Source organism: uncultured Jannaschia sp. (genome assembly GCF_947494025.1).
Taxonomy (GTDB): domain Bacteria; phylum Pseudomonadota; class Alphaproteobacteria; order Rhodobacterales; family Rhodobacteraceae; genus Jannaschia.
In genome coordinates this window covers 505,726-522,408 of sequence record NZ_CANLTQ010000002.1, presented here as the reverse complement: position 1 = coordinate 522,408, position 16,683 = coordinate 505,726, and the positions used below count along the sequence as shown (strand labels likewise).

General features: G+C 65.7%; 21 protein-coding genes. 13 read left to right on the top strand and 8 right to left on the bottom strand.

Annotated elements, in window-relative coordinates:
* Positions 1 to 44: 44 nt before the first annotated feature.
* The 6 genes from lepB to Q1B08_RS06280 are packed head-to-tail and all read left to right on the top strand — an operon-like array spanning position 45 to position 4,300.
* On the top strand, positions 45 to 836 hold the full coding sequence (lepB, locus tag Q1B08_RS06305; protein ID WP_299816248.1) for a signal peptidase I: 792 nt from the start codon (positions 45 to 47) through the stop codon (positions 834 to 836).
* Positions 833 to 1,516 carry a ribonuclease III gene (gene rnc / locus Q1B08_RS06300; RefSeq protein WP_299816246.1) on the top strand — a complete coding sequence of 228 codons (684 nt, stop codon included), beginning with the start codon at positions 833 to 835 and terminating at the stop codon, positions 1,514 to 1,516. The genes lepB and rnc overlap by 4 nt, the downstream gene beginning before the upstream one ends.
* On the top strand, positions 1,509 to 2,420 hold the full coding sequence (gene era, locus Q1B08_RS06295; RefSeq protein WP_299816243.1) for a GTPase Era: 912 nt from the start codon (positions 1,509 to 1,511) through the stop codon (positions 2,418 to 2,420). The genes rnc and era overlap by 8 nt, the downstream gene beginning before the upstream one ends.
* An 18-nt stretch (positions 2,421 to 2,438) precedes the next feature.
* Positions 2,439 to 2,768 carry a DUF1491 family protein gene (locus tag Q1B08_RS06290; RefSeq protein WP_299816241.1) on the top strand — a complete coding sequence of 110 codons (330 nt, stop codon included), beginning with the start codon at positions 2,439 to 2,441 and terminating at the stop codon, positions 2,766 to 2,768.
* Positions 2,768 to 3,496 carry a DNA repair protein RecO gene (gene recO / locus Q1B08_RS06285; RefSeq protein WP_299816369.1) on the top strand — a complete coding sequence of 243 codons (729 nt, stop codon included), beginning with the start codon at positions 2,768 to 2,770 and terminating at the stop codon, positions 3,494 to 3,496. Before Q1B08_RS06290 ends, recO begins: the two co-directional genes overlap by 1 nt.
* Positions 3,497 to 3,541: 45 nt before the next feature.
* Entirely contained in the window at positions 3,542 to 4,300 is a 759-nt protein-coding gene (locus Q1B08_RS06280; protein ID WP_299816239.1) for a sulfite exporter TauE/SafE family protein, read from the top strand.
* Positions 4,301 to 4,304: 4 nt separating this feature from the next.
* Here the strand turns inward: Q1B08_RS06280 and Q1B08_RS06275 are convergent, their stop codons facing one another.
* Entirely contained in the window at positions 4,305 to 4,829 is a 525-nt protein-coding gene (locus Q1B08_RS06275) for a DUF3859 domain-containing protein (protein WP_299816237.1), read from the bottom strand.
* Complete coding sequence (locus tag Q1B08_RS06270; RefSeq protein WP_299816235.1) at positions 4,814 to 6,409, bottom strand: phosphoenolpyruvate carboxykinase; 1,596 nt, start codon at positions 6,407 to 6,409, stop codon at positions 4,814 to 4,816. The genes Q1B08_RS06275 and Q1B08_RS06270 overlap by 16 nt, the downstream gene beginning before the upstream one ends.
* Before the next feature lie 310 nt (positions 6,410 to 6,719).
* Between Q1B08_RS06270 and Q1B08_RS06265 the strand changes: the two genes are divergently transcribed.
* The 6 genes from Q1B08_RS06265 to Q1B08_RS06240 all read left to right on the top strand — a co-directional run bounded on the left by Q1B08_RS06265 (position 6,720) and on the right by Q1B08_RS06240 (position 11,318).
* A complete protein-coding gene (locus Q1B08_RS06265) occupies positions 6,720 to 7,421 on the top strand; it encodes a response regulator transcription factor (RefSeq protein WP_299816233.1) in 702 nt (233 codons plus the stop codon).
* Between the two features lie 10 nt (positions 7,422 to 7,431).
* Positions 7,432 to 9,168 (top strand): sensor histidine kinase, encoded by a 1,737-nt coding sequence (locus tag Q1B08_RS06260; protein ID WP_299816231.1) that lies wholly within the window; start codon positions 7,432 to 7,434, stop codon positions 9,166 to 9,168.
* Positions 9,169 to 9,181: 13 nt separating this feature from the next.
* Positions 9,182 to 9,646: an HPr kinase/phosphatase C-terminal domain-containing protein gene (locus tag Q1B08_RS06255; protein WP_299816229.1), complete on the top strand. Its 465-nt coding sequence runs from the start codon at positions 9,182 to 9,184 to the stop codon at positions 9,644 to 9,646.
* A 67-nt stretch (positions 9,647 to 9,713) separates the two neighbouring features.
* Entirely contained in the window at positions 9,714 to 10,634 is a 921-nt protein-coding gene (gene rapZ / locus Q1B08_RS06250; RefSeq protein ID WP_299816227.1) for an RNase adapter RapZ, read from the top strand.
* Positions 10,631 to 11,023, top strand: a complete 393-nt coding sequence (locus tag Q1B08_RS06245; protein ID WP_299816225.1) for a PTS fructose transporter subunit IIA — start codon at positions 10,631 to 10,633, stop codon at positions 11,021 to 11,023. The genes rapZ and Q1B08_RS06245 overlap by 4 nt, the downstream gene beginning before the upstream one ends.
* 25 nt (positions 11,024 to 11,048) lie before the next feature.
* A complete protein-coding gene (locus Q1B08_RS06240; RefSeq protein WP_299816223.1) occupies positions 11,049 to 11,318 on the top strand; it encodes an HPr family phosphocarrier protein in 270 nt (89 codons plus the stop codon).
* A 4-nt stretch (positions 11,319 to 11,322) separates the two neighbouring features.
* On the opposite strand, the gene Q1B08_RS06235 is transcribed toward Q1B08_RS06240, so the two are convergent.
* Positions 11,323 to 12,198, bottom strand: coding sequence for a 3-hydroxybutyryl-CoA dehydrogenase (locus Q1B08_RS06235; protein WP_299816221.1), 876 nt, complete (start codon positions 12,196 to 12,198; stop codon positions 11,323 to 11,325).
* 154 nt (positions 12,199 to 12,352) lie between these two features.
* On the opposite strand from Q1B08_RS06235, the gene Q1B08_RS06230 reads away from it, so the two are divergent.
* Positions 12,353 to 13,171 carry a DUF6473 family protein gene (locus Q1B08_RS06230; RefSeq protein WP_299816219.1) on the top strand — a complete coding sequence of 273 codons (819 nt, stop codon included), beginning with the start codon at positions 12,353 to 12,355 and terminating at the stop codon, positions 13,169 to 13,171.
* Between the two features lie 53 nt (positions 13,172 to 13,224).
* Here the strand turns inward: Q1B08_RS06230 and Q1B08_RS06225 are convergent, their stop codons facing one another.
* The 5 genes from Q1B08_RS06225 to Q1B08_RS06205 all read right to left on the bottom strand — a co-directional run bounded on the left by Q1B08_RS06225 (position 13,225) and on the right by Q1B08_RS06205 (position 16,675).
* Positions 13,225 to 14,151 carry an FAD-binding protein gene (locus Q1B08_RS06225; RefSeq protein WP_299816217.1) on the bottom strand — a complete coding sequence of 309 codons (927 nt, stop codon included), beginning with the start codon at positions 14,149 to 14,151 and terminating at the stop codon, positions 13,225 to 13,227.
* The gene (locus tag Q1B08_RS06220) at positions 14,151 to 14,909 is read right to left on the bottom strand and encodes an electron transfer flavoprotein subunit beta/FixA family protein (RefSeq protein WP_299816215.1); all 759 of its coding nucleotides are present in this window, start codon (positions 14,907 to 14,909) and stop codon (positions 14,151 to 14,153) included. The genes Q1B08_RS06225 and Q1B08_RS06220 overlap by 1 nt, the downstream gene beginning before the upstream one ends.
* Positions 14,910 to 15,016: 107 nt before the next feature.
* Positions 15,017 to 15,589 carry a cob(I)yrinic acid a,c-diamide adenosyltransferase gene (locus tag Q1B08_RS06215; RefSeq protein WP_299816213.1) on the bottom strand — a complete coding sequence of 191 codons (573 nt, stop codon included), beginning with the start codon at positions 15,587 to 15,589 and terminating at the stop codon, positions 15,017 to 15,019.
* 2 nt (positions 15,590 to 15,591) lie between these two features.
* A complete protein-coding gene (locus Q1B08_RS06210) occupies positions 15,592 to 15,795 on the bottom strand; it encodes a twin transmembrane helix small protein (protein WP_299816211.1) in 204 nt (67 codons plus the stop codon).
* Positions 15,796 to 15,841: 46 nt separating this feature from the next.
* Complete coding sequence (locus Q1B08_RS06205) at positions 15,842 to 16,675, bottom strand: SDR family NAD(P)-dependent oxidoreductase (protein ID WP_299816209.1); 834 nt, start codon at positions 16,673 to 16,675, stop codon at positions 15,842 to 15,844.
* Positions 16,676 to 16,683: the final 8 nt, after the last annotated feature.

Here is a 16,683-nt window from a genome sequence, read left to right as displayed (position 1 = left end):
GCACGGGGCAGGGGAAGCGCGATCTGGCATCGAGGACGACGTGAATGGCTGTAACGGAGGAAAAGAAGGAGGGCCTGCTCGAGACCGTCAAGACGATCGTCTGGGCGCTCGTCATCGCGGGTGTATTCCGCACGCTTTTCTTCCAGCCGTTCTGGATTCCCTCGGGCTCGATGAAGGACACGCTCCTGATCGGTGACTTCCTCTTCGTCAACAAGATGGCCTATGGCTATTCGCAGTATTCCTGCCCGTTCTCGATGTGCACCTTTATCGACGGCCGCTGGTTCGGGAGCGAGCCCGAGCGCGGCGACGTGATCGTGTTCCGGCATCCGGTCAACGGCACGGATTTCATCAAGCGGCTGATCGGGCTGCCCGGCGACACGGTGCAGATGCGCGACGGACGGCTTTATCTGAACGGCGAGCCGGTCGCGGTCGAGGAGACCGAGCCCTTCGTCGAGACGAAGGAGCCGCAGGGGCCGCAGCGCCTCACGCCGCGCTGCGCGAACGATCCGGTGGCGGTCGGGGAGGACTGCATCAAGGAGCGGTTCGCGGAACGTCTGCCGGGCGAGGAGGAGCCGCATTCGATCCTCAATATCGCGAGCACGGGAACCGACGATACGCCGGTCTTCACGGTGCCCGAGGGCGAATACTTCTTCATGGGCGACAACCGCGACAATTCGCGGGACAGCCGCGTGCCGCGCTCCATCGGTGGCGTCGGCTTCGTGCCCTACGAGAACCTGATCGGCCGGGCGGACCGGGTCGTCTTCTCCTCGGCCGGCGCGCAGATGTTCTTTGTCTGGACTTGGCGTCTGGACCGCTTCTTCGAGGAGATCGTTTGAAGCTCGGGCGGGAACTGATCGCGTTCCAGACGCGGCTCGGCCACCACTTCGCGCGGCCGGACGTGCTCATGCGCGCGGTCACCCATTCCTCCTTCGGCACCGACACGCGGCCCGACAACCAGCGGCTCGAGTTCCTGGGCGACCGCGTTCTCGGCCTCGTTATCGCGGAGGCGGTGATGGAGCGCGACGAACAGGCCGTGGAGGGACAACTTGCCCCCCGGTTCAACGCTCTCGTCCGCAAGGAGACCTGCGCCGAGGTCGCGCGGGAGATCGATCTGGGCGCCGTCCTGAAGCTCGGCAAATCGGAGCAGATGACGGGCGGCCGACGCAAGATGACGCTGCTCGGCGACGCGATGGAGGCGCTGATCGCGGCGATCTATGTCGATGGCGGGATGGAAACGGCGCGGCGTGTGGTCCTCCGGCTCTGGGGCGACCGCATCTCGACCGTCGCGCCCGATGCGCGGGATGCCAAGACCACGTTGCAGGAATGGGCGCAGGGCCGTGGCCTGCCGCCGCCCTCCTACACGGTGGTCGACCGGTCCGGCCCCGATCACGCGCCGGTCTTCCGCGTGGTGGCGCGGCTGGCGGATGGCCGCGAAGGCAGCGGCGAGGCGACGTCGAAGCGCGCGGCGGAACAGGCGGCGGCCGCGTCGCTCCTTGGAGAGGTGACGAATGGATGATGTGACGCGCGCGGGCTTCGTCGCCCTGATCGGGGAGCCGAATGCCGGCAAGTCCACGCTGCTCAACCGGATGGTGGGGGCCAAGGTCTCGATCGTCACCCACAAGGTCCAGACGACGCGCGCCCGCATTCGCGGCGTCGCGATGGCGGGCGCCTCGCAGATCGTGTTCGTCGATACGCCGGGACTGTTCCGGCCGAAGCGACGGCTCGACCGCGCGATGGTCGCGGCCGCGTGGACGGGCGTCGCCGATGCCGATGTCGTCGTCCTCCTGATCGAGGCGCATCGCGGCCTGACCGGGGGGGTCGAGGCGATCCTCGCCTCGCTCGAGGAAAAACGCGCGCCGGGTCAGCCTATCATGCTGGCGATCAACAAGATCGACCGGGTGCCGGCCGACCGGCTTTTGAAGCTGACCGAAACGATGAACGCGCGCTTCCCCTTCGACGCGACGTTCATGATCTCCGCCGAGAAGGGCCGTGGCGTGGACGATCTGAAGGGCGATCTCGCCCGGCGCATGCCCGAGCATCCCTGGCTCTATCCCGAGGACCAGATCGCCGACCTGCCGGTCCGCATGATCGCGGCCGAGATCACGCGCGAGAAACTGACGTTACGGCTGCATCAGGAGATACCCTACCAGCTGACGGTGGAGACCGAGAGCTGGGAGCAGCGCGAGGACGGCTCGGCGCGGATCGATCAGGTGATCTACGTGATGCGGGAGGGGCACCGAGGCATCGTGCTCGGCCGGAAGGGCGAGACGGCCAAGGCGGTCGGGCAGGCGGCGCGAACCGAGCTCGAGGCGTTCCTCGGCCACCGCGTCCACCTGTTCCTGCAGGTCAAGGTGCGGCCGAACTGGCTCGAGGAGAGCGAGCGCTTCGACGCGATCGGCCTCGACTTCCGCGATGGCTGACGCAGTCGGGATGACGGCGTGAACCGGCTCAAGGCGTCGATCTGGGTCTCCGCCTATCGCAAGCGGCTGGAGCTTCTGAACATCGCCTGCTTCGTGGTCCGGCACGGCGACGACGACGGAGGCGCGGTGCTCGTCAAGCTCAACACGCTCGACGGGCAGGCACGGGTCTACCAGCGCAGTTTCGACCTGATGACGGGTGAGCGGGCTTGGATCGTGCTCATCGAGGGGGCGGAGGCCGATTGCGACGCGGCGATCGGCCGGCAGACCGGGTTCGACCCCGATATCTGGGTTCTAGAGGTGGAAGACCGAGCAGGCCGGCACCTGCTCGACGCGGAGGGCTTCGCGTGATCGAGTGGCGCGACGAAGGCATTGTCCTCGCCGCGCGGCCTCACGGCGAGACCTCGGTGATCCTCGAGCTTTTCACGCGGACGCACGGGCGGCATCTTGGCGTCGTCCACGGCGGCGTGTCGCGCCGGAAGGCACCGATGCTGCAGGCGGGCAACCAGCTCGACGTCGAATGGCGCGCGCGGCTGGAGGCGCATCTCGGTACTTGGAATGTGGACCTGCGCCGCAGCCGGGCAGGCGCGGTCCTGTCCGATCCGCTCCGCTTGTCGGCCCTGAGCGCTGTCTGCACTCTTTGCGGTTTCACGCTTCCCGAACGCGAGGCTCTGCCGGACTTCCAGATGCGAACCGAATCGCTTTGCGACGCGATCGTGTCGGGGGAAGGTTGGCTCAACGATTACGTCTTCTGGGAGGCGGCGCTTCTGGAGGTCGCGGGCTTCCGCCTGGAGCTTTCCTGTTGCGCGGTGACCGGGGGGACGAAGGATCTGGCCTATGTTTCGCCGCGAAGTGGCCACGCGGTCAGCCGGGCGGGGGCCGGGGACTGGGCTCCGCGGCTGCTGCCGATGCCGGCCATGTTCGCGGGCGCCGTCCCGTCCCTTGAAGGGGTGCACGGGGCGCTGAATCTCACGGGGCACTTCCTCGCGGAGCGGCTGGCCCCGTCGCTCGGTGATCGCCCCGTTCCGGCCGCGCGGACGCGGTTTCTACGCGAGCTGGGCGCCGGGCACGGTTCCTGATCGTCGGGGCTGGCTCCCGCCGTTGCGCGGGCCTATGCGAGCCGGATGGATACGTTGACGCCCCTTGCCTGGACCCTGTCACTTGCGATCGCGATGTTCGGCGGTCTCGTGAAAGGCCTCGTGGGCTTCGCCCTGCCGCTCGTCCTCATATCGGGCCTTTCGAACTTTCTCGATCCGTGGCTTTCGCTTGCCGGCATTCTCGTCCCGATCCTCGTCACCAATCTCTGGCAGGTCGGCCGGCAAGGGCCGGCGGAGGCGCTCGATGCCGCGCGGACCCATTGGCGCTATCTGGCGATGGTCATGGTGGCGATCTTCGGGGCGGCGCAACTCGTCACGGCGATCCCGCGCGACGCGTTCTACTTCGTTCTCGGCATTCCGGTCATCGCGCTGTCGCTCCTGCAGTTATCGGGATTCCATTTGTCGATCCCGCCCAAGCGGCGGATCGCCGCGGAATGGGGGATCGGGTTCGTTTCTGGCATGCTCGGCGGTCTGGCCGGGACCTGGGGTCCGACAACCGTGCTCTACCTCCTCGCGATCGACACGCCGAAGGCGCGGCAGATGGTCGTGCAGGGCGTGATCTACGGCGCCGGTTCAATCGTGCTCGTCCTCGCGCATCTGAGGTCCGGGATCCTGAACAATGAGACGATCTGGTTCTCGGTCGCACTCTTGCCGACAGCCCTGCTCGGGATGGCCATCGGGTCCAGGCTGCAGGACCGGATGGATCAGGCACTGTTCCGGAAAATCACGCTCGTCGTCCTGATCGTCGCCGGGATAAATCTGATCCAGAAGGGCTTCGTCGGCTGAATCGTCAGGACAGGAACTGGAAGCAGACCTGCTCCACCGCGCCACGGCCGTCCGTCTCGGTCACCTCGAAGGGGACGACCACGACCGGCGTCCCCTCGATCTCGATGGAAAAGGTCCAGGTGCCGGGAACCTTCTCATAGTCCTCCTCGAAGGTGAAGAGGTTGAGGCTCGCATCGCCGGCCAGCAGCACGTCGTCCCATTCCTGGCGCACCATCCCGGCCGCTCCCATCGGCGGGTGGGTTACGACGATCGTGACGTCCCGTGCGGATACGCCCGGTTCGAGTTCCGTCCGGAAGCCGAAGCTGAGATCGTCCATCGTCGGCACGGTCCGGCTCGGCAGGTCGAAGCCCAGCGTCTCGTCGATCAGCCGGATCTGACCCGCCTCGGTCCGAGGGGCCGCGACGAGCTCTCCGGTGCTTTCCCGGGGACAGATGATGCCCGCCTCCAACAGACGGACATCCGCCGGCGCCGCCCCGGGCAGCGCTATACCGGACAGGGTCAGGATCGCCGGGATCAGCCGATGGCGCACGCCTTCACGTCCTCGTCGATATGGTCGACATATTTCTCGAAGTTCGCGGCGAACATGTCCACCAGCTTCGCGGCCTGTCGGTCGTAGGCATCCTTGTCGGCCCAGGTGCGGCGCGGGTCGAGCAGGTCGTCCGGCACCCCCTCGCAGCTGTCCGGCACCTCGAATCCGAAATTGGGGTCGCGCCGGAAGGTGCCGGAGGCGAGCGATCCGTTCAATGCGGCCGCGAGGAGCGCGCGGGTCGCCTTGATCGGCATCCGGCTACCGGTGCCGTAGGCTCCGCCGGTCCAGCCGGTGTTGACGAGCCAGCAATCCGAGCCGTGTGCGGCGATCTTTTCCTTCAGCAGGTTGCCGTAGACCTCCGGACGGCGCGGCATGAAGGGCGCGCCGAAGCAGGTCGAGAAAGTCGGCTCCGGCTCCGTCACGCCGCGTTCGGTCCCGGCGACCTTGGAGGTGAATCCGGACAGGAAGTGATACATCGCCTGCGCGGGCGAAAGCCGGGAGATCGGCGGCAGGACGCCGAACGCGTCGCAGGTCAGCATCACGACGTTCCTCGGATGGCCGCCAAGTCCCGTCGCGCTGGCATTTGAGATGTAGTCGAGCGGGTACGCCGCGCGCATGTTGGGGGTGATGCTCGTGTCGTCGAAGTCGAGAGCGAGCGTGTCGGGGTCGAAGACCATGTTCTCGATCACGGTCGCGAAGCGCGTGGTGGTCGCGAAGATCTCCGGTTCGGCTTCGGGCGACAAGCTGATCGTCTTGGCGTAGCACCCCCCCTCGAAGTTGAAGATGCCGCGATCCGACCATCCATGCTCGTCGTCGCCGATCAGGACCCGGTCGGGCGCGGCCGACAAGGTGGTCTTGCCCGTGCCGGACAGGCCGAAGAAGACCGCCGCGTCGGCCTGATCGGCGGGTGCGTGGTTGGCCGAGCAATGCATCGGCATCACGCCGCGCTCCGGCAGGATGTAATTGAGGAGCGTGAAGACGGATTTCTTGTTCTCGCCGGCATATTCGGTGCCGCCGATGAGGATCTCCTTCGCCTCGATGTTGAGGGCGATCACGACGTCGGAACGGCAGCCGTGACGCTCCGGGTCGGACCGGAAGGAGGGGCAGTTGATGACCGTGTACTCCGGCTCGAATTCCGCGAGCTCTTCGTCGTCGGGCCGACGCAGCATGTGACGGATGAAAAGGCTGTGCCAGGCGAGTTCGGTCACGACCCTGACATCGAGACGGTGCGTCGGATCCGCACCACCGAAAAGGTCCTGAACAAAAAAGTCGCGGCCCTTCATATGCGCAAGGAGGTCGGCGCGCAGCACATCGTACGCTTCCGGAGTCATCGGGCGGTTCGCGTCCCACCAGATCGTGTCCCGTGTCGTGGCGCTGCGCACCACATGCTTGTCCAGCGGGGAACGGCCGGTGAACTTGCCGGTCGTGACGAGGAACGCGCCGCCCTTGCCGAGCGTGCCTTCGCCCCGCGCAAGAGCCTCCTGCACGATCGCCGGTTCGGACAGGTTGTAGTAGACGCGACCAAGCCCTTCGATCCCCTGACGTTCGAGTGTCCGCTCGGGGTTTACGCGTTCGGTCATGGTCGGGCTCCTCCACCACAGGGTCAGGACGACGCCATTCGCCCCCCTGGCGAAATATTCGGCCTGTCGCAGGCATGTAACATGACGATCGCGGGAGGGGAGGGCTCGTTAGCGCCACCATCTTCTCGCGTTAGCGAAAACTTGTGCGCGATCGGGGACAATGACTTAACCCGGCCTTAATTGCACACGGGCCACAGTCCGGAATGCGAATCACTCGGATCCCGAATTGAGTTGAACCCGTCGGTCGTTTTCGCGGATCCTGCGGCAAAACACCGGCAGTAGAAATTACAGGCAAGCAGAGGACGATGGCATGTCGCGGATCGCGCTCGTCGATGACGACAGGAACATCCTGACGTCCGTTTCCATGACGCTGGAGGCCGAAGGCTTCGAGGTCGACACTTACAACGACGGGCAAAGCGCGCTCGACGCCTTCGGAAAGCAGCTTCCCGATCTGGGCGTGTTCGACATCAAGATGCCGCGGATGGACGGCATGGATCTCCTGCAGCGGCTGCGTCAGAAATCCTCGGTGCCCGTCATCTTCCTGACATCCAAGGACGACGAGATCGACGAGGTGCTGGGCCTGCGGATGGGCGCCGACGACTACGTCCGCAAGCCCTTCAGTCAGCGGCTTCTCGTGGAGCGCATCCGTGCTATCCTGCGGCGGCAGGAGGCGATCGCCTCCGACGAGACCGACACGCCGGAGGACACGCAGGTCATGATCCGCGGCGAACTGTCGATGGACCCCCTGCGGCACGCGGTGAAGTGGAAGGGTCGTGACGTCACGCTGACGGTGACCGAGTTCCTGCTCCTGCAGGCTCTGGCGCAGCGGCCGGGCTTCGTGAAGTCGCGCGACCAGCTGATGGACGTGGCCTACGACGATCAGGTCTATGTCGACGACCGCACCATCGACAGTCATATCAAACGGCTTCGCAAGAAGATGCGCGTCACCGATCCGGACTTCTCTGCGATCGAAACGCTCTACGGCATAGGCTACCGCTACAACGAGGAATAGGGCGCGCCGCATGGCCTCCGCGACCGATTTCGAAATCGAGGCCGAGACGGCGGGCCGCGGCAGGTTTCGCCGGCGGCGCGGCGCGGCGCAGCGCTTCGAGACCCCGGCATCCGAACGCGAGGCATCCGGGGCCGAGCCGGACGGGAGCCGGGGCAATAGAGGCCTGTTCTCGCTCGACCGCTCGCCGATCGCGCGGAAGATCATCTTCTTCAACCTGCTTGCCATGCTCATGCTCGTGGGCGGCGTGTTGTTCATCAATCCGTCTCGGGACAGCCTGATCGTTCAGCGCGAACAGGCGCTGGTGGCCGAAGCCCTGCTTCTGGCCGAGGTGATCGAGGCTTCGCTGCCACGAGATGCGTCGGTCGATCTCCGCGCGGGGGATGGCGTGGATGTGGGGGCCGTTCTCGAGAGCATCGCGTTGCCGCAGGGCGTGACGGTGCATGTCTTCGATCCGGGCGAATCGTTGATCGCCACCGATGTCGGGGACGCGGAACCCGTCGCCGTCTCGGGTCTCAACACGACACCGCAGAAGACGACGGTGATCACTTCGGTCCTGAACCGCCTCTGGGAACTGATCTCCACGACCTTCAGCCCCGAGAGCAGAGAGGCGCCGAACCCCGAGGCAATGGCCCGCGACCTCGTGGCCGAGGCGCGGCCGGGCGAGACGGTCATTCGCGGCTATATCGGGGCCGACGGGCGGCTCTTCACCGTGGCCACCCCGATTTCGGGCGCGGGCGTCCAGATAGGGACGATCTCGGTCACGACGCGGGCGGGCGAGATCGACGCGCTCGTCAGGGTCGAGCGCGAGCAGCTCCTGCAGATGTTCGTCATCGCGCTTCTTGTGTCGATCGGCCTGAGCCTCGTGCTGGCCTCGACCATCGCCAATCCGCTCTCCGACCTGTCGGCCGCCGCAGAGCTCGGCCGCGACAGGCATGCGCGGAAGATGTCGCCCCAGCGGGTCCGCATCCCCGACCTGACGGCACGACCCGACGAGATCGGGCGGCTTTCAGGCGCATTGCGCGGGATGGTCGGTGCGCTCTACGACCGGATCGACCTGAACGAACAGTTCGCGGCCGACGTCGCACACGAGATCAAGAACCCGCTCGCGTCGCTGCGCTCCGCCGTCGGCACGATGCGTCTGACGAAAACGGACGAACAGCGTCACAGGCTCCTCGAGGTGATCGAGCACGACGTTCGGCGGCTCGACCGTCTGGTTTCCGACATTTCGAACGCCTCGCGGCTCGACAGCGAGTTGGTAAAGGAAGAAGAGGAATCCTTCGACCTCGTGAAGATGATCACCAATCTGGGCGTCTACCACGCGCAGGAGTCGGAGGCGCGGGGGATCGACTTCATCACGGACCTACCGCGGGATCCGGTCGTGATCATGGGGCTGGAGGCCCGCGTCGCGCAGGTCTTCGTCAACCTCATAACCAACGCGCTTTCGTTTTGCGAGGAAGGCGACGCGGTCCGCGTCTGGATGCGGCGGCGCGACAATCGCGTCCTGGTCGTGGTGGAGGATACCGGACCGGGCATTCCGGAGGCGGCTTTGACGAAGGTGTTCAACCGCTTCTATTCGGAACGCCCCGCGCAACAGTTCGGGAATCATTCCGGCCTCGGCCTCGCCATCTCCAAGCAGATCGTCGAGGCGCATGGCGGCGTGATCTGGGCCGAGAACATCCGTCCGACCGACATGGACATCACCTCCGAGCCCCTCGGCGCGCGCTTCGTCGTGGGCCTTCCGGTCTGAGGGAGGCGATCTCATGGAGAGCGGCGGCGCGATCGACGGTGACACGGCCTGGAGATTGCACCGCACGCGTCCCGATCGCGGCACGATCCACGGCACCGCCATCGCCTTCCGCGGTCGGGGCTTGCTGATCCTCGGCCCCGCGGGATCCGGTAAAACAGGTCTGGCGGCGGAGTTGATGATAATGGGCGCAGGTCTCGTGTCCGACGATCTGGTCGTCCTGACGTCCAACGGTTCGGTTCTGATCGCTGCGCGCCCGGAAGGTGCGGCGTCCGCGATGGAATTACGGGGGCTCGGGATCTTGACGGTCTCCCAAGCCAGGCCGACGCCGATCACGGCGGTTCTTCACCTCGTAACCTCTCCGACCCGACTGCCGGACGAGGCGACCGTGACCCTTCTGGATCACATAATGCCCTTGCTGCGCCTGCCGTCACGCCACGACACGGCGGCCAAGGTCGCGCTCTGGCTCACTGCTGCGTGAGCGCGCATGCCTCACATCTTCCGGAAAGCTCTCGGAAACTTATCTATGGCATAGCCGGAAGACCGCTATGACTCATCCCCAGAACCCCACCGACCTGATTCTCGTGACCGGCCCTTCGGGAGCAGGGCGCACCACGGCGATCCATGCGTTGGAGGATGCCGGGTTCGAGGTCATCGACAACCTGCCGCTGTCCCTGACGGAGCGCCTGCTCGAAGCGGGGACGGACCGGCCGCTGGCGCTCGGCATCGATGTGCGCAACCGGGACTTCAGCGTCGGCGCTCTCCTGTCTCTGGCCGCGCGCTTTCGTGACCATCCCGATTTCGCGGTGCGTCTGCTTTATCTCGATTGCGCGCCCGACACGCTCGTCGCGCGGTTCTCCTCCACGCGGCGACGCCATCCGCTGGCTCCGCTCGAAGATGTCGACACGGGGGTGGCACGCGAGCTCTCCCTCCTCAACGACGTGCCGGACCATGCCGACGTCGTGATCGACACGACGACGTTGACGGTGCATGACCTCAAGGCGGAGATCCTGCGCTGGTTCGGACATGACGAGAGGCGGCTTGCGATCTCGGTGCAATCGTTCAGCTACAAGCGGGCCGTTCCGCGGGGTCTCGACATCGTGCTGGACGTGCGGTTCCTGTGGAACCCGCACTGGGTCGCGGATCTACGGGCCGGGACCGGGCAGGATACCCCGGTGCGGGCTTATATCGAGGCCGACCCGCGATTCGGCGATTTTTTCGAACGGACACGCGACCTGATCCTGTCGCTGCTGCCGGCCTACCGGGATGAGGGCCGGGCGCATCTTGGCATCGGGTTCGGTTGCACCGGGGGGCGGCATCGCTCGGTTGCCGTTACAGAAATGCTTTGCGAAACCCTTGCCGAGCATGGGTGGCAGGTGTCTAAACGGCATCGGGAATTGGATCGTCGCGGCAGCGCGGCGACCGACAAGGGTCCGGGGACACGGGACCACGGGGTATCTGCCGCATGATCGGCATCGTCATCGTCGCCCATGGCGGGCTTGCAGAGGAGTACCGGCTTGCCGTCGAGCATGTGATGGGGCCGCAGGAAGGATTTCGTGCGATTTCGGTCGCTGCGTCCTGCGATCGCGACAACAAGGCGGCCGAGATCTGCGCGGCGGCGGACAGCGTCGATTCGGGTCACGGTGTGATCGTGGTCACGGATCTCTACGGCGGCTCTCCCTCGAACCTCGCCAAATGCGCCTGTCGTCCCGTGGACCGAGTGATCTTCTACGGCGCGAACCTTCCGGCCCTGATCAAGCTTACACGTTGCCGGAGGAAACCGCTTGCAGAGGCAGTGGCCTTGGCGAAAGCAGCCGGTACGCGGTATATGGACGTCGCACAGGGACCAGCCGCGTGAGAGCGGAATAACCGCTCGAGGGCCGATGACCACGCGACAGCTTAAAATCGTCAACGAAAAAGGGCTTCATGCTCGCGCTTCCGCGAAGTTCGTCGAAACGGTGGAACGTTTCGATGCCCGTGCGTGGATCCGGCGCGACGGAATGGAGGCAACGGGGGATTCCATCATGGGACTGCTGATGCTTGCGGCCGGCCGCGGCGATACGATCGAGGTCGAGACGTCGGGAGCCGAGGCGGAGTCGTTGATGGATGCGCTGGCGGCTTTGGTGGCCGATTACTTCGGCGAGGGGATGTAGCCTCTCACCGTGTCGGCTGGGGAGTCTCGCCGCGGTAATCGTAGAAGCCGCGTTGCGTCTTGCGACCGAGCCAGCCGGCCTCGACGTATTTCGTGAGAAGCGGGCAGGGGCGGTACTTTGTATCGCCGAGCCCGTCGTGAAGCACGTTCATGATCGCGAGACAGGTATCGAGACCGATGAAGTCCGCGAGTTCGAGCGGGCCCATCGGATGGTTCGTGCCGAGTTTCATCGCCTGGTCGATCGAGTTCACGTTCCCCACACCCTCGTAGAGCGTGTAGACCGCCTCGTTGATCATGGGCATCAGGATTCGGTTGACGATAAAGGCAGGGAAATCCTCCGCGGTCGCGGCCGTCTTGCCAAGGCGCTCGACGACGCCGTGGCACGCCGCATAGGTCGCGTCGTCGGTCGCGATCCCGCGGATGAGCTCGACAAGCTGCATCACCGGAACCGGATTCATGAAGTGGAATCCCATGAACCGTTCCGGCCGGTCGGTGCGGCTGGCCAGCCGGGTGATGGAGATCGACGATGTGTTAGAGGTCAGAATCGTCTGCTTGCCCAAAGCCGGCACCAGTTCGGCGAAAATCGCGTGCTTCACGTCCTCGCGCTCCGTCGCGGCCTCGATAACAAGGTCTTTCGGGCCGAGATCGGTAAGCGTCAGCGTCGTCCGGATGCGCGCCATCGCGGCGTCCCGGTCCGTGTCAGCGACTTTCCCGCGCGACACCTGGCGATCAAGGTTCCGGCGGATCAGGGCGACGGCCTCTTCGAGTGCTTCGGGCCGAACGTCGTTCAACAGGACGTCGTAGCCTGCGAGCGCGCAGACATGGGCAATCCCGTTACCCATTTGTCCCGCGCCGACGATGCCGATGCTTTCGATATCCATGTTCCGCCCCCGTTTGCCCGGGCGGACCATAGCAGCGTCGGTCGGGGGAACAAGCGCGGAGCATGTCGCGAATTCGACGTGAATGCGCAGTTCAACCGATCGGTAAGTCGAGACTGCGATCTTATCCCCTGACCTCGAATCACGGGCGGACGCAATGACCTACGAAGGACGCGACACCGAACTGGATTATCATCCCTGCTGCTACGGCAGCTCTCGCACGATCTTTCGGGGGCCGGCCGTTCCGCTCGACAAGCCGTATACCGTCGTCGTCGGCGGCTCGGAAATCTACGGGCGCTACGTCGTCGCTCCGGCCACCGAGCAACTCGCCGAACGAACGGGCCGGCGGGTGGTCAATCTCGGGGTGCAGAACGCGGGAATCGACGCGTTCTACCAGGACGACGACCTCATGCAGGTCATCGAAGGGGCGGAGACGGTCGTGTTGCAGGCCTTGGGCGCCGCCAACATGTCGAATCGCTTCTACACGGTGCACCGACGGCGAAACGACCGCTTCCTGAAGCGGTCCGTCGCGATGGACAACCTTTACCCCAAGGTGGATTTCAGCGAATTCTCCTTCACGCGGCACATGCTGCTGACCCTGTGCGACCTGTCGCCCGAGAAGTTCGACATTGTGAGGGATGAGCTGTCGACCGCCTGGGTCGCTCGGATGCGTGCGCTCCTCGAGCGCGCTCCGGGCCGCCGCATCCTGCTTTCGATCGAGGATCGCCGGGACCTGGGATTGGGTCCCGAACCCCTCTTCGTCACGGCGGACATGCTAAATGCGTTGTCCGACTCGGTCGACGGCATTGTCCGGTGCGATGTCACGCAGGACTTTCTGGACGCAGACACGACGGGCATGGTCTTTCCCGACCTCGAGGAGGAGGTCGCCCGTCAATGTCTCACGCCGGCCGCTCATGCGCGCATCGCCGAGGCCGTGGCTGACGTCCTGTGCCGCCCTGACAGCCTGACGGTCTGATGCGGGGGGCGGGCCGCGATCCTTCGCAGGACGGCCCGCCTAGCGTCAGCCGTCTACAGCTTCTCGATCAGCTCCGGAACGATGTCGAAGAGATCGCCGGCAAGGCTATAATCCGCGATCTGGAAGATCGGAGCCTCTTCGTCCTTGTTGATGGCGACGATGATCTTCGAATCCTTCATACCCGCGAGGTGCTGGATTGCGCCCGAAATGCCGAGCGCGATATAGAGCTCCGGGGCAACGACCTTGCCGGTCTGGCCCACCTGCCAGTCGTTGGGCGCGTAGCCCGAGTCGACCGCCGCACGCGAGGCGCCGACAGCCGCGCCGAGCTTGTCGGCGAGCTGCTCCACGATCCGGAAATTTTCCTCCGAACCGATCCCGCGACCGCCTGAGACCACACGGCCCGCCGAGGTGAGCTCAGGCCGTTCGCTAGCGGCCACCTTGTCCTCGAGCCATTCCGACAGGCCCGGGTCCTCGACCGCCGACACCGTCTCGATCGGGGCCGGTTCGCCCGAACCCGCCGCGTCGAAGGTCGTCGTGCGGATCGTCATCACCTTAACCGGGTCCGAGGAGCGGACCGTCTGGACCGCGTTGCCGGCGTAGATCGCCCGCTCGAACGTCTCCGCATCGACGATGCCCGAAACGTCCGACAGGATCATCACGTCGAGCAGCGCGGCAATGCGCGGCATGACGTTCTTCGCATCCGTGGTGGAGGGGGCGACGATATGGCTGTAATCGCCCGCCATGGAGACGACGAGCGCCGCCGTCGGCTCCGCGAGTCGATGGCCCAGCGACGCATCCTCCGCCACGAGCACCTTCGTCACGCCGTCGAGCTTCGCGGCCGCCACACCCGCGGCGGCGGCTTGCGCGCCGGCGCAAAGTACGGTGACATCCCCCAATTGCTTCGCGGCCGTCAGAGCCTTTGCCGTGGCGTCGAGGTTGAGTTCGCCGTTCGAGACCTCGCCAATCAGAAGAACCGCCATCAGACCGCCCCCGCTTCCTTGAGTTTCGCCACCAGTTCGTCCACGTCCTTGACCACTTCCCCGGCCTTGCGCGACGCGGGCTCGGTCGTCTTTAGGATCTCCAGCCGCGGTGCGATGTCGACGCCGAAATCACCCGGCGCTTTCTCCTCGAGCGGCTTCTTCTTGGCCTTCATGATGTTCGGGAGCGACGCGTAGCGCGGCTCGTTCAGACGGAGGTCCACCGTCACGATGGCCGGCAGCTTCACCTGGATCGTCTGCAACCCGCCATCGACCTCGCGCGTGACGCGTGCCTGCTCGCCCTCGATCTTGATCTCGGAAGCGAAGGTCGCCTGGCTCCAGCCCAGAAGCGCGGCGAGCATCTGGCCCGTCGCGTTCATGTCGTTGTCGATCGCCTGCTTGCCGGCCAGGACGAGGCCCGGCTGCTCCGTCTCGATCACGGCGCGAAGGATCTTCGCCACCGCTAGCGGCTCGATGTCCTGATGCACGTCGTCCGTCGCCACCACGAGGATCGCACGGTCGGCGCCCATCGCGAGCGCGGTCCGGAGCGTCTCCTGACTCTGCTTCACGCCGATCGAGACCGCAACGACCTCCTCGGCCAGGCCGGCCTCCTTCAAGCGGATGGCCTCTTCCACCGCGATCTCGTCGAACGGATTCATCGACATCTTCACGTTCGCGAGGTCGACGCCCGACCCGTCCGCCTTCACACGGACCTTCACGTTGTAGTCGATCACCCGCTTCACGGGCACCAGGATTTTCATGGTGGTCACCTCCTGCAGACAGTCTTGCGGGCCGTTTATCGAATGCGGTCACGCACCGACAGGTCAAAACGACCCGGGAGGGTCTCGTGACGCGCCGTTCGCGCCACTCAGCGGTTTGCGCCGGGAACCCACAGGACGTCCGCGTGCCCATCGTCGTTCGCGATCCGGGAGGCCACGAAGAACCAGTCGGAGAGCCGATTGAGATAGGTCACCGTCGCCACGTTGACGTCCTCCCGTCCGGCCAGATCCACCGCGAGCCGCTCGGCGCGCCGCGTCACCGTGCGGCACAGGTGGAGATGCGCGGCGAGGGCGGTGCCGCCCGGCAGCACGAAGCTGCGGAGCGGCTCCAGCGCCGCGTTCATGGCATCGATCTCCGCCTCGAGCCGGTCCACCTGCGCCTGCGTCATCCGCAGGGGGGGATATTCGGCCTCTGCGTCGCGGGCCATGCCGGGCCGGCACATGTCGGCGCCGAGGTCGAACAGGTCGTTCTGGATGCGGGCCAGACGCGCGTCCATCTCGCCTTGCGCATGGAGACGGGCCAGACCGATTGCGGCGTTCGTCTCGTCCACCGTGCCGTAAGTCCCGACCCGGGCGGAGGTCTTGGGCACACGTGTGCCGTCTCCGAGGGCGGTGGTGCCGGCATCGCCGGTTCGGGTGTAGATCTTGTTCAGGACGACCATGCTCAGCTCCCCGACCGCAGCCAGACGAACCCGATCAGCAGCACGACCGCCGCGAACTGCGCGTAGATGCGCCAGCGCATCAAGCGGTTGGCGTGCTTGCGGTTGAACTCGCCGCCCTTCGCGAAGCCGCCGATCCCGGTCATCAGGATGAGGAGGACGAGCAGACAGGCGCCGGCCACGATGTAGAAGAGGGGATCGTCGCGCATATCGCATCCTTCTTTCGCGTCACGGGCGTTCAGGTAGGTCGGGACCTCAGGATTTCGAGACGAGTGCGTCCATCGCGCGCGTCGGCAGGGCGCGCTTCATCGCCATGGCGAGCGTGGAGGGTATCGTCACCCGGTAGCGCGCGCGGGGCCGGGGGCTCTCGACCGCGTGGATCAGCGCTCGCGTCACCGTGCGGGGCGGCAGTTCGAACCGCGCGGTGTCGTCCCGGTAAAGCCGATGCATCAGCACCTCGTAATCCGCGCGACGGGGCGAGGCCCGCCAGTCGATCCAACGCTCGAACTCCGCGCGGGCGTTGGCGCGGAACCGGGAGGTGATCGGGCCGGGTTCGATCAGGGAGACGTGCAGCCCGGTGCCCCGCATTTCCATGCGAAGCGTGTCGGTCAGCCCCTCGAGCGCGAACTTCGTCGCGTTGTAGGCGCCGCGCCAGGGGGCCGCCGCGTAGCCCAGAACGGAGGAGTTCTGCACGATCCGGCCCGATCTTTCGGCCCGCATCGCCGGGATGACCCGCCGCGTCAAATCGTGCCATCCGAAAAAATTGGCTTCGAAGATCGCGCGAAGCGCATCGGTCGGCATGTCCTCGACCAATCCGGGGATCGCATAGGCGCCATTGTTGAAAAGCGCGTCGAGCCGGCCCCCCGTGGCGGCCAGAACCTCATCGAGCGCGGTGGAGATGGTCGCAGGTTGCTCGTAGTCGAGAAGGGGGGCGGAAAAGCCCTGCGCGCGCAGGGCCTCGCAATCGGAAAGCTTCCGGCAAGCGGCGAAGACCGTCCAGCCGCGTTCGCGGAGAGTCGTGGCGGCATCGAGGCCGATACCGCTCGAACAGCCGGTGATGAGGATGGAGCGGGCCGCCGGTCTGGGCATCGATTCGC

What these genes read in the sequence shown, in the direction of transcription:
- lepB (WP_299816248.1), top strand. Translation starts at nt 45, where the DNA reads ATGGCTGTAACGGAGGAAAAGAAGGAGGGCCTGCTCGAGACCGTCAAG.
- era (WP_299816243.1), top strand. Translation starts at nt 1,509, where the DNA reads ATGGATGATGTGACGCGCGCGGGCTTCGTCGCCCTGATCGGGGAGCCG.
- Q1B08_RS06280 (WP_299816239.1), top strand. Translation starts at nt 3,542, where the DNA reads ATGGATACGTTGACGCCCCTTGCCTGGACCCTGTCACTTGCGATCGCG.
- Q1B08_RS06270 (WP_299816235.1), bottom strand. Translation starts at nt 6,409, where the DNA reads ATGACCGAACGCGTAAACCCCGAGCGGACACTCGAACGTCAGGGGATC.
- Q1B08_RS06265 (WP_299816233.1), top strand. Translation starts at nt 6,720, where the DNA reads ATGTCGCGGATCGCGCTCGTCGATGACGACAGGAACATCCTGACGTCC.
- Q1B08_RS06260 (WP_299816231.1), top strand. Translation starts at nt 7,432, where the DNA reads ATGGCCTCCGCGACCGATTTCGAAATCGAGGCCGAGACGGCGGGCCGC.
- Q1B08_RS06255 (WP_299816229.1), top strand. Translation starts at nt 9,182, where the DNA reads ATGGAGAGCGGCGGCGCGATCGACGGTGACACGGCCTGGAGATTGCAC.
- rapZ (WP_299816227.1), top strand. Translation starts at nt 9,714, where the DNA reads ATGACTCATCCCCAGAACCCCACCGACCTGATTCTCGTGACCGGCCCT.
- Q1B08_RS06245 (WP_299816225.1), top strand. Translation starts at nt 10,631, where the DNA reads ATGATCGGCATCGTCATCGTCGCCCATGGCGGGCTTGCAGAGGAGTAC.
- Q1B08_RS06240 (WP_299816223.1), top strand. Translation starts at nt 11,049, where the DNA reads ATGACCACGCGACAGCTTAAAATCGTCAACGAAAAAGGGCTTCATGCT.
- Q1B08_RS06235 (WP_299816221.1), bottom strand. Translation starts at nt 12,198, where the DNA reads ATGGATATCGAAAGCATCGGCATCGTCGGCGCGGGACAAATGGGTAAC.
- Q1B08_RS06230 (WP_299816219.1), top strand. Translation starts at nt 12,353, where the DNA reads ATGACCTACGAAGGACGCGACACCGAACTGGATTATCATCCCTGCTGC.
- Q1B08_RS06225 (WP_299816217.1), bottom strand. Translation starts at nt 14,151, where the DNA reads ATGGCGGTTCTTCTGATTGGCGAGGTCTCGAACGGCGAACTCAACCTC.
- Q1B08_RS06220 (WP_299816215.1), bottom strand. Translation starts at nt 14,909, where the DNA reads ATGAAAATCCTGGTGCCCGTGAAGCGGGTGATCGACTACAACGTGAAG.
- Q1B08_RS06215 (WP_299816213.1), bottom strand. Translation starts at nt 15,589, where the DNA reads ATGGTCGTCCTGAACAAGATCTACACCCGAACCGGCGATGCCGGCACC.
- Q1B08_RS06210 (WP_299816211.1), bottom strand. Translation starts at nt 15,795, where the DNA reads ATGCGCGACGATCCCCTCTTCTACATCGTGGCCGGCGCCTGTCTGCTC.
- Q1B08_RS06205 (WP_299816209.1), bottom strand. Translation starts at nt 16,675, where the DNA reads ATGCCCAGACCGGCGGCCCGCTCCATCCTCATCACCGGCTGTTCGAGC.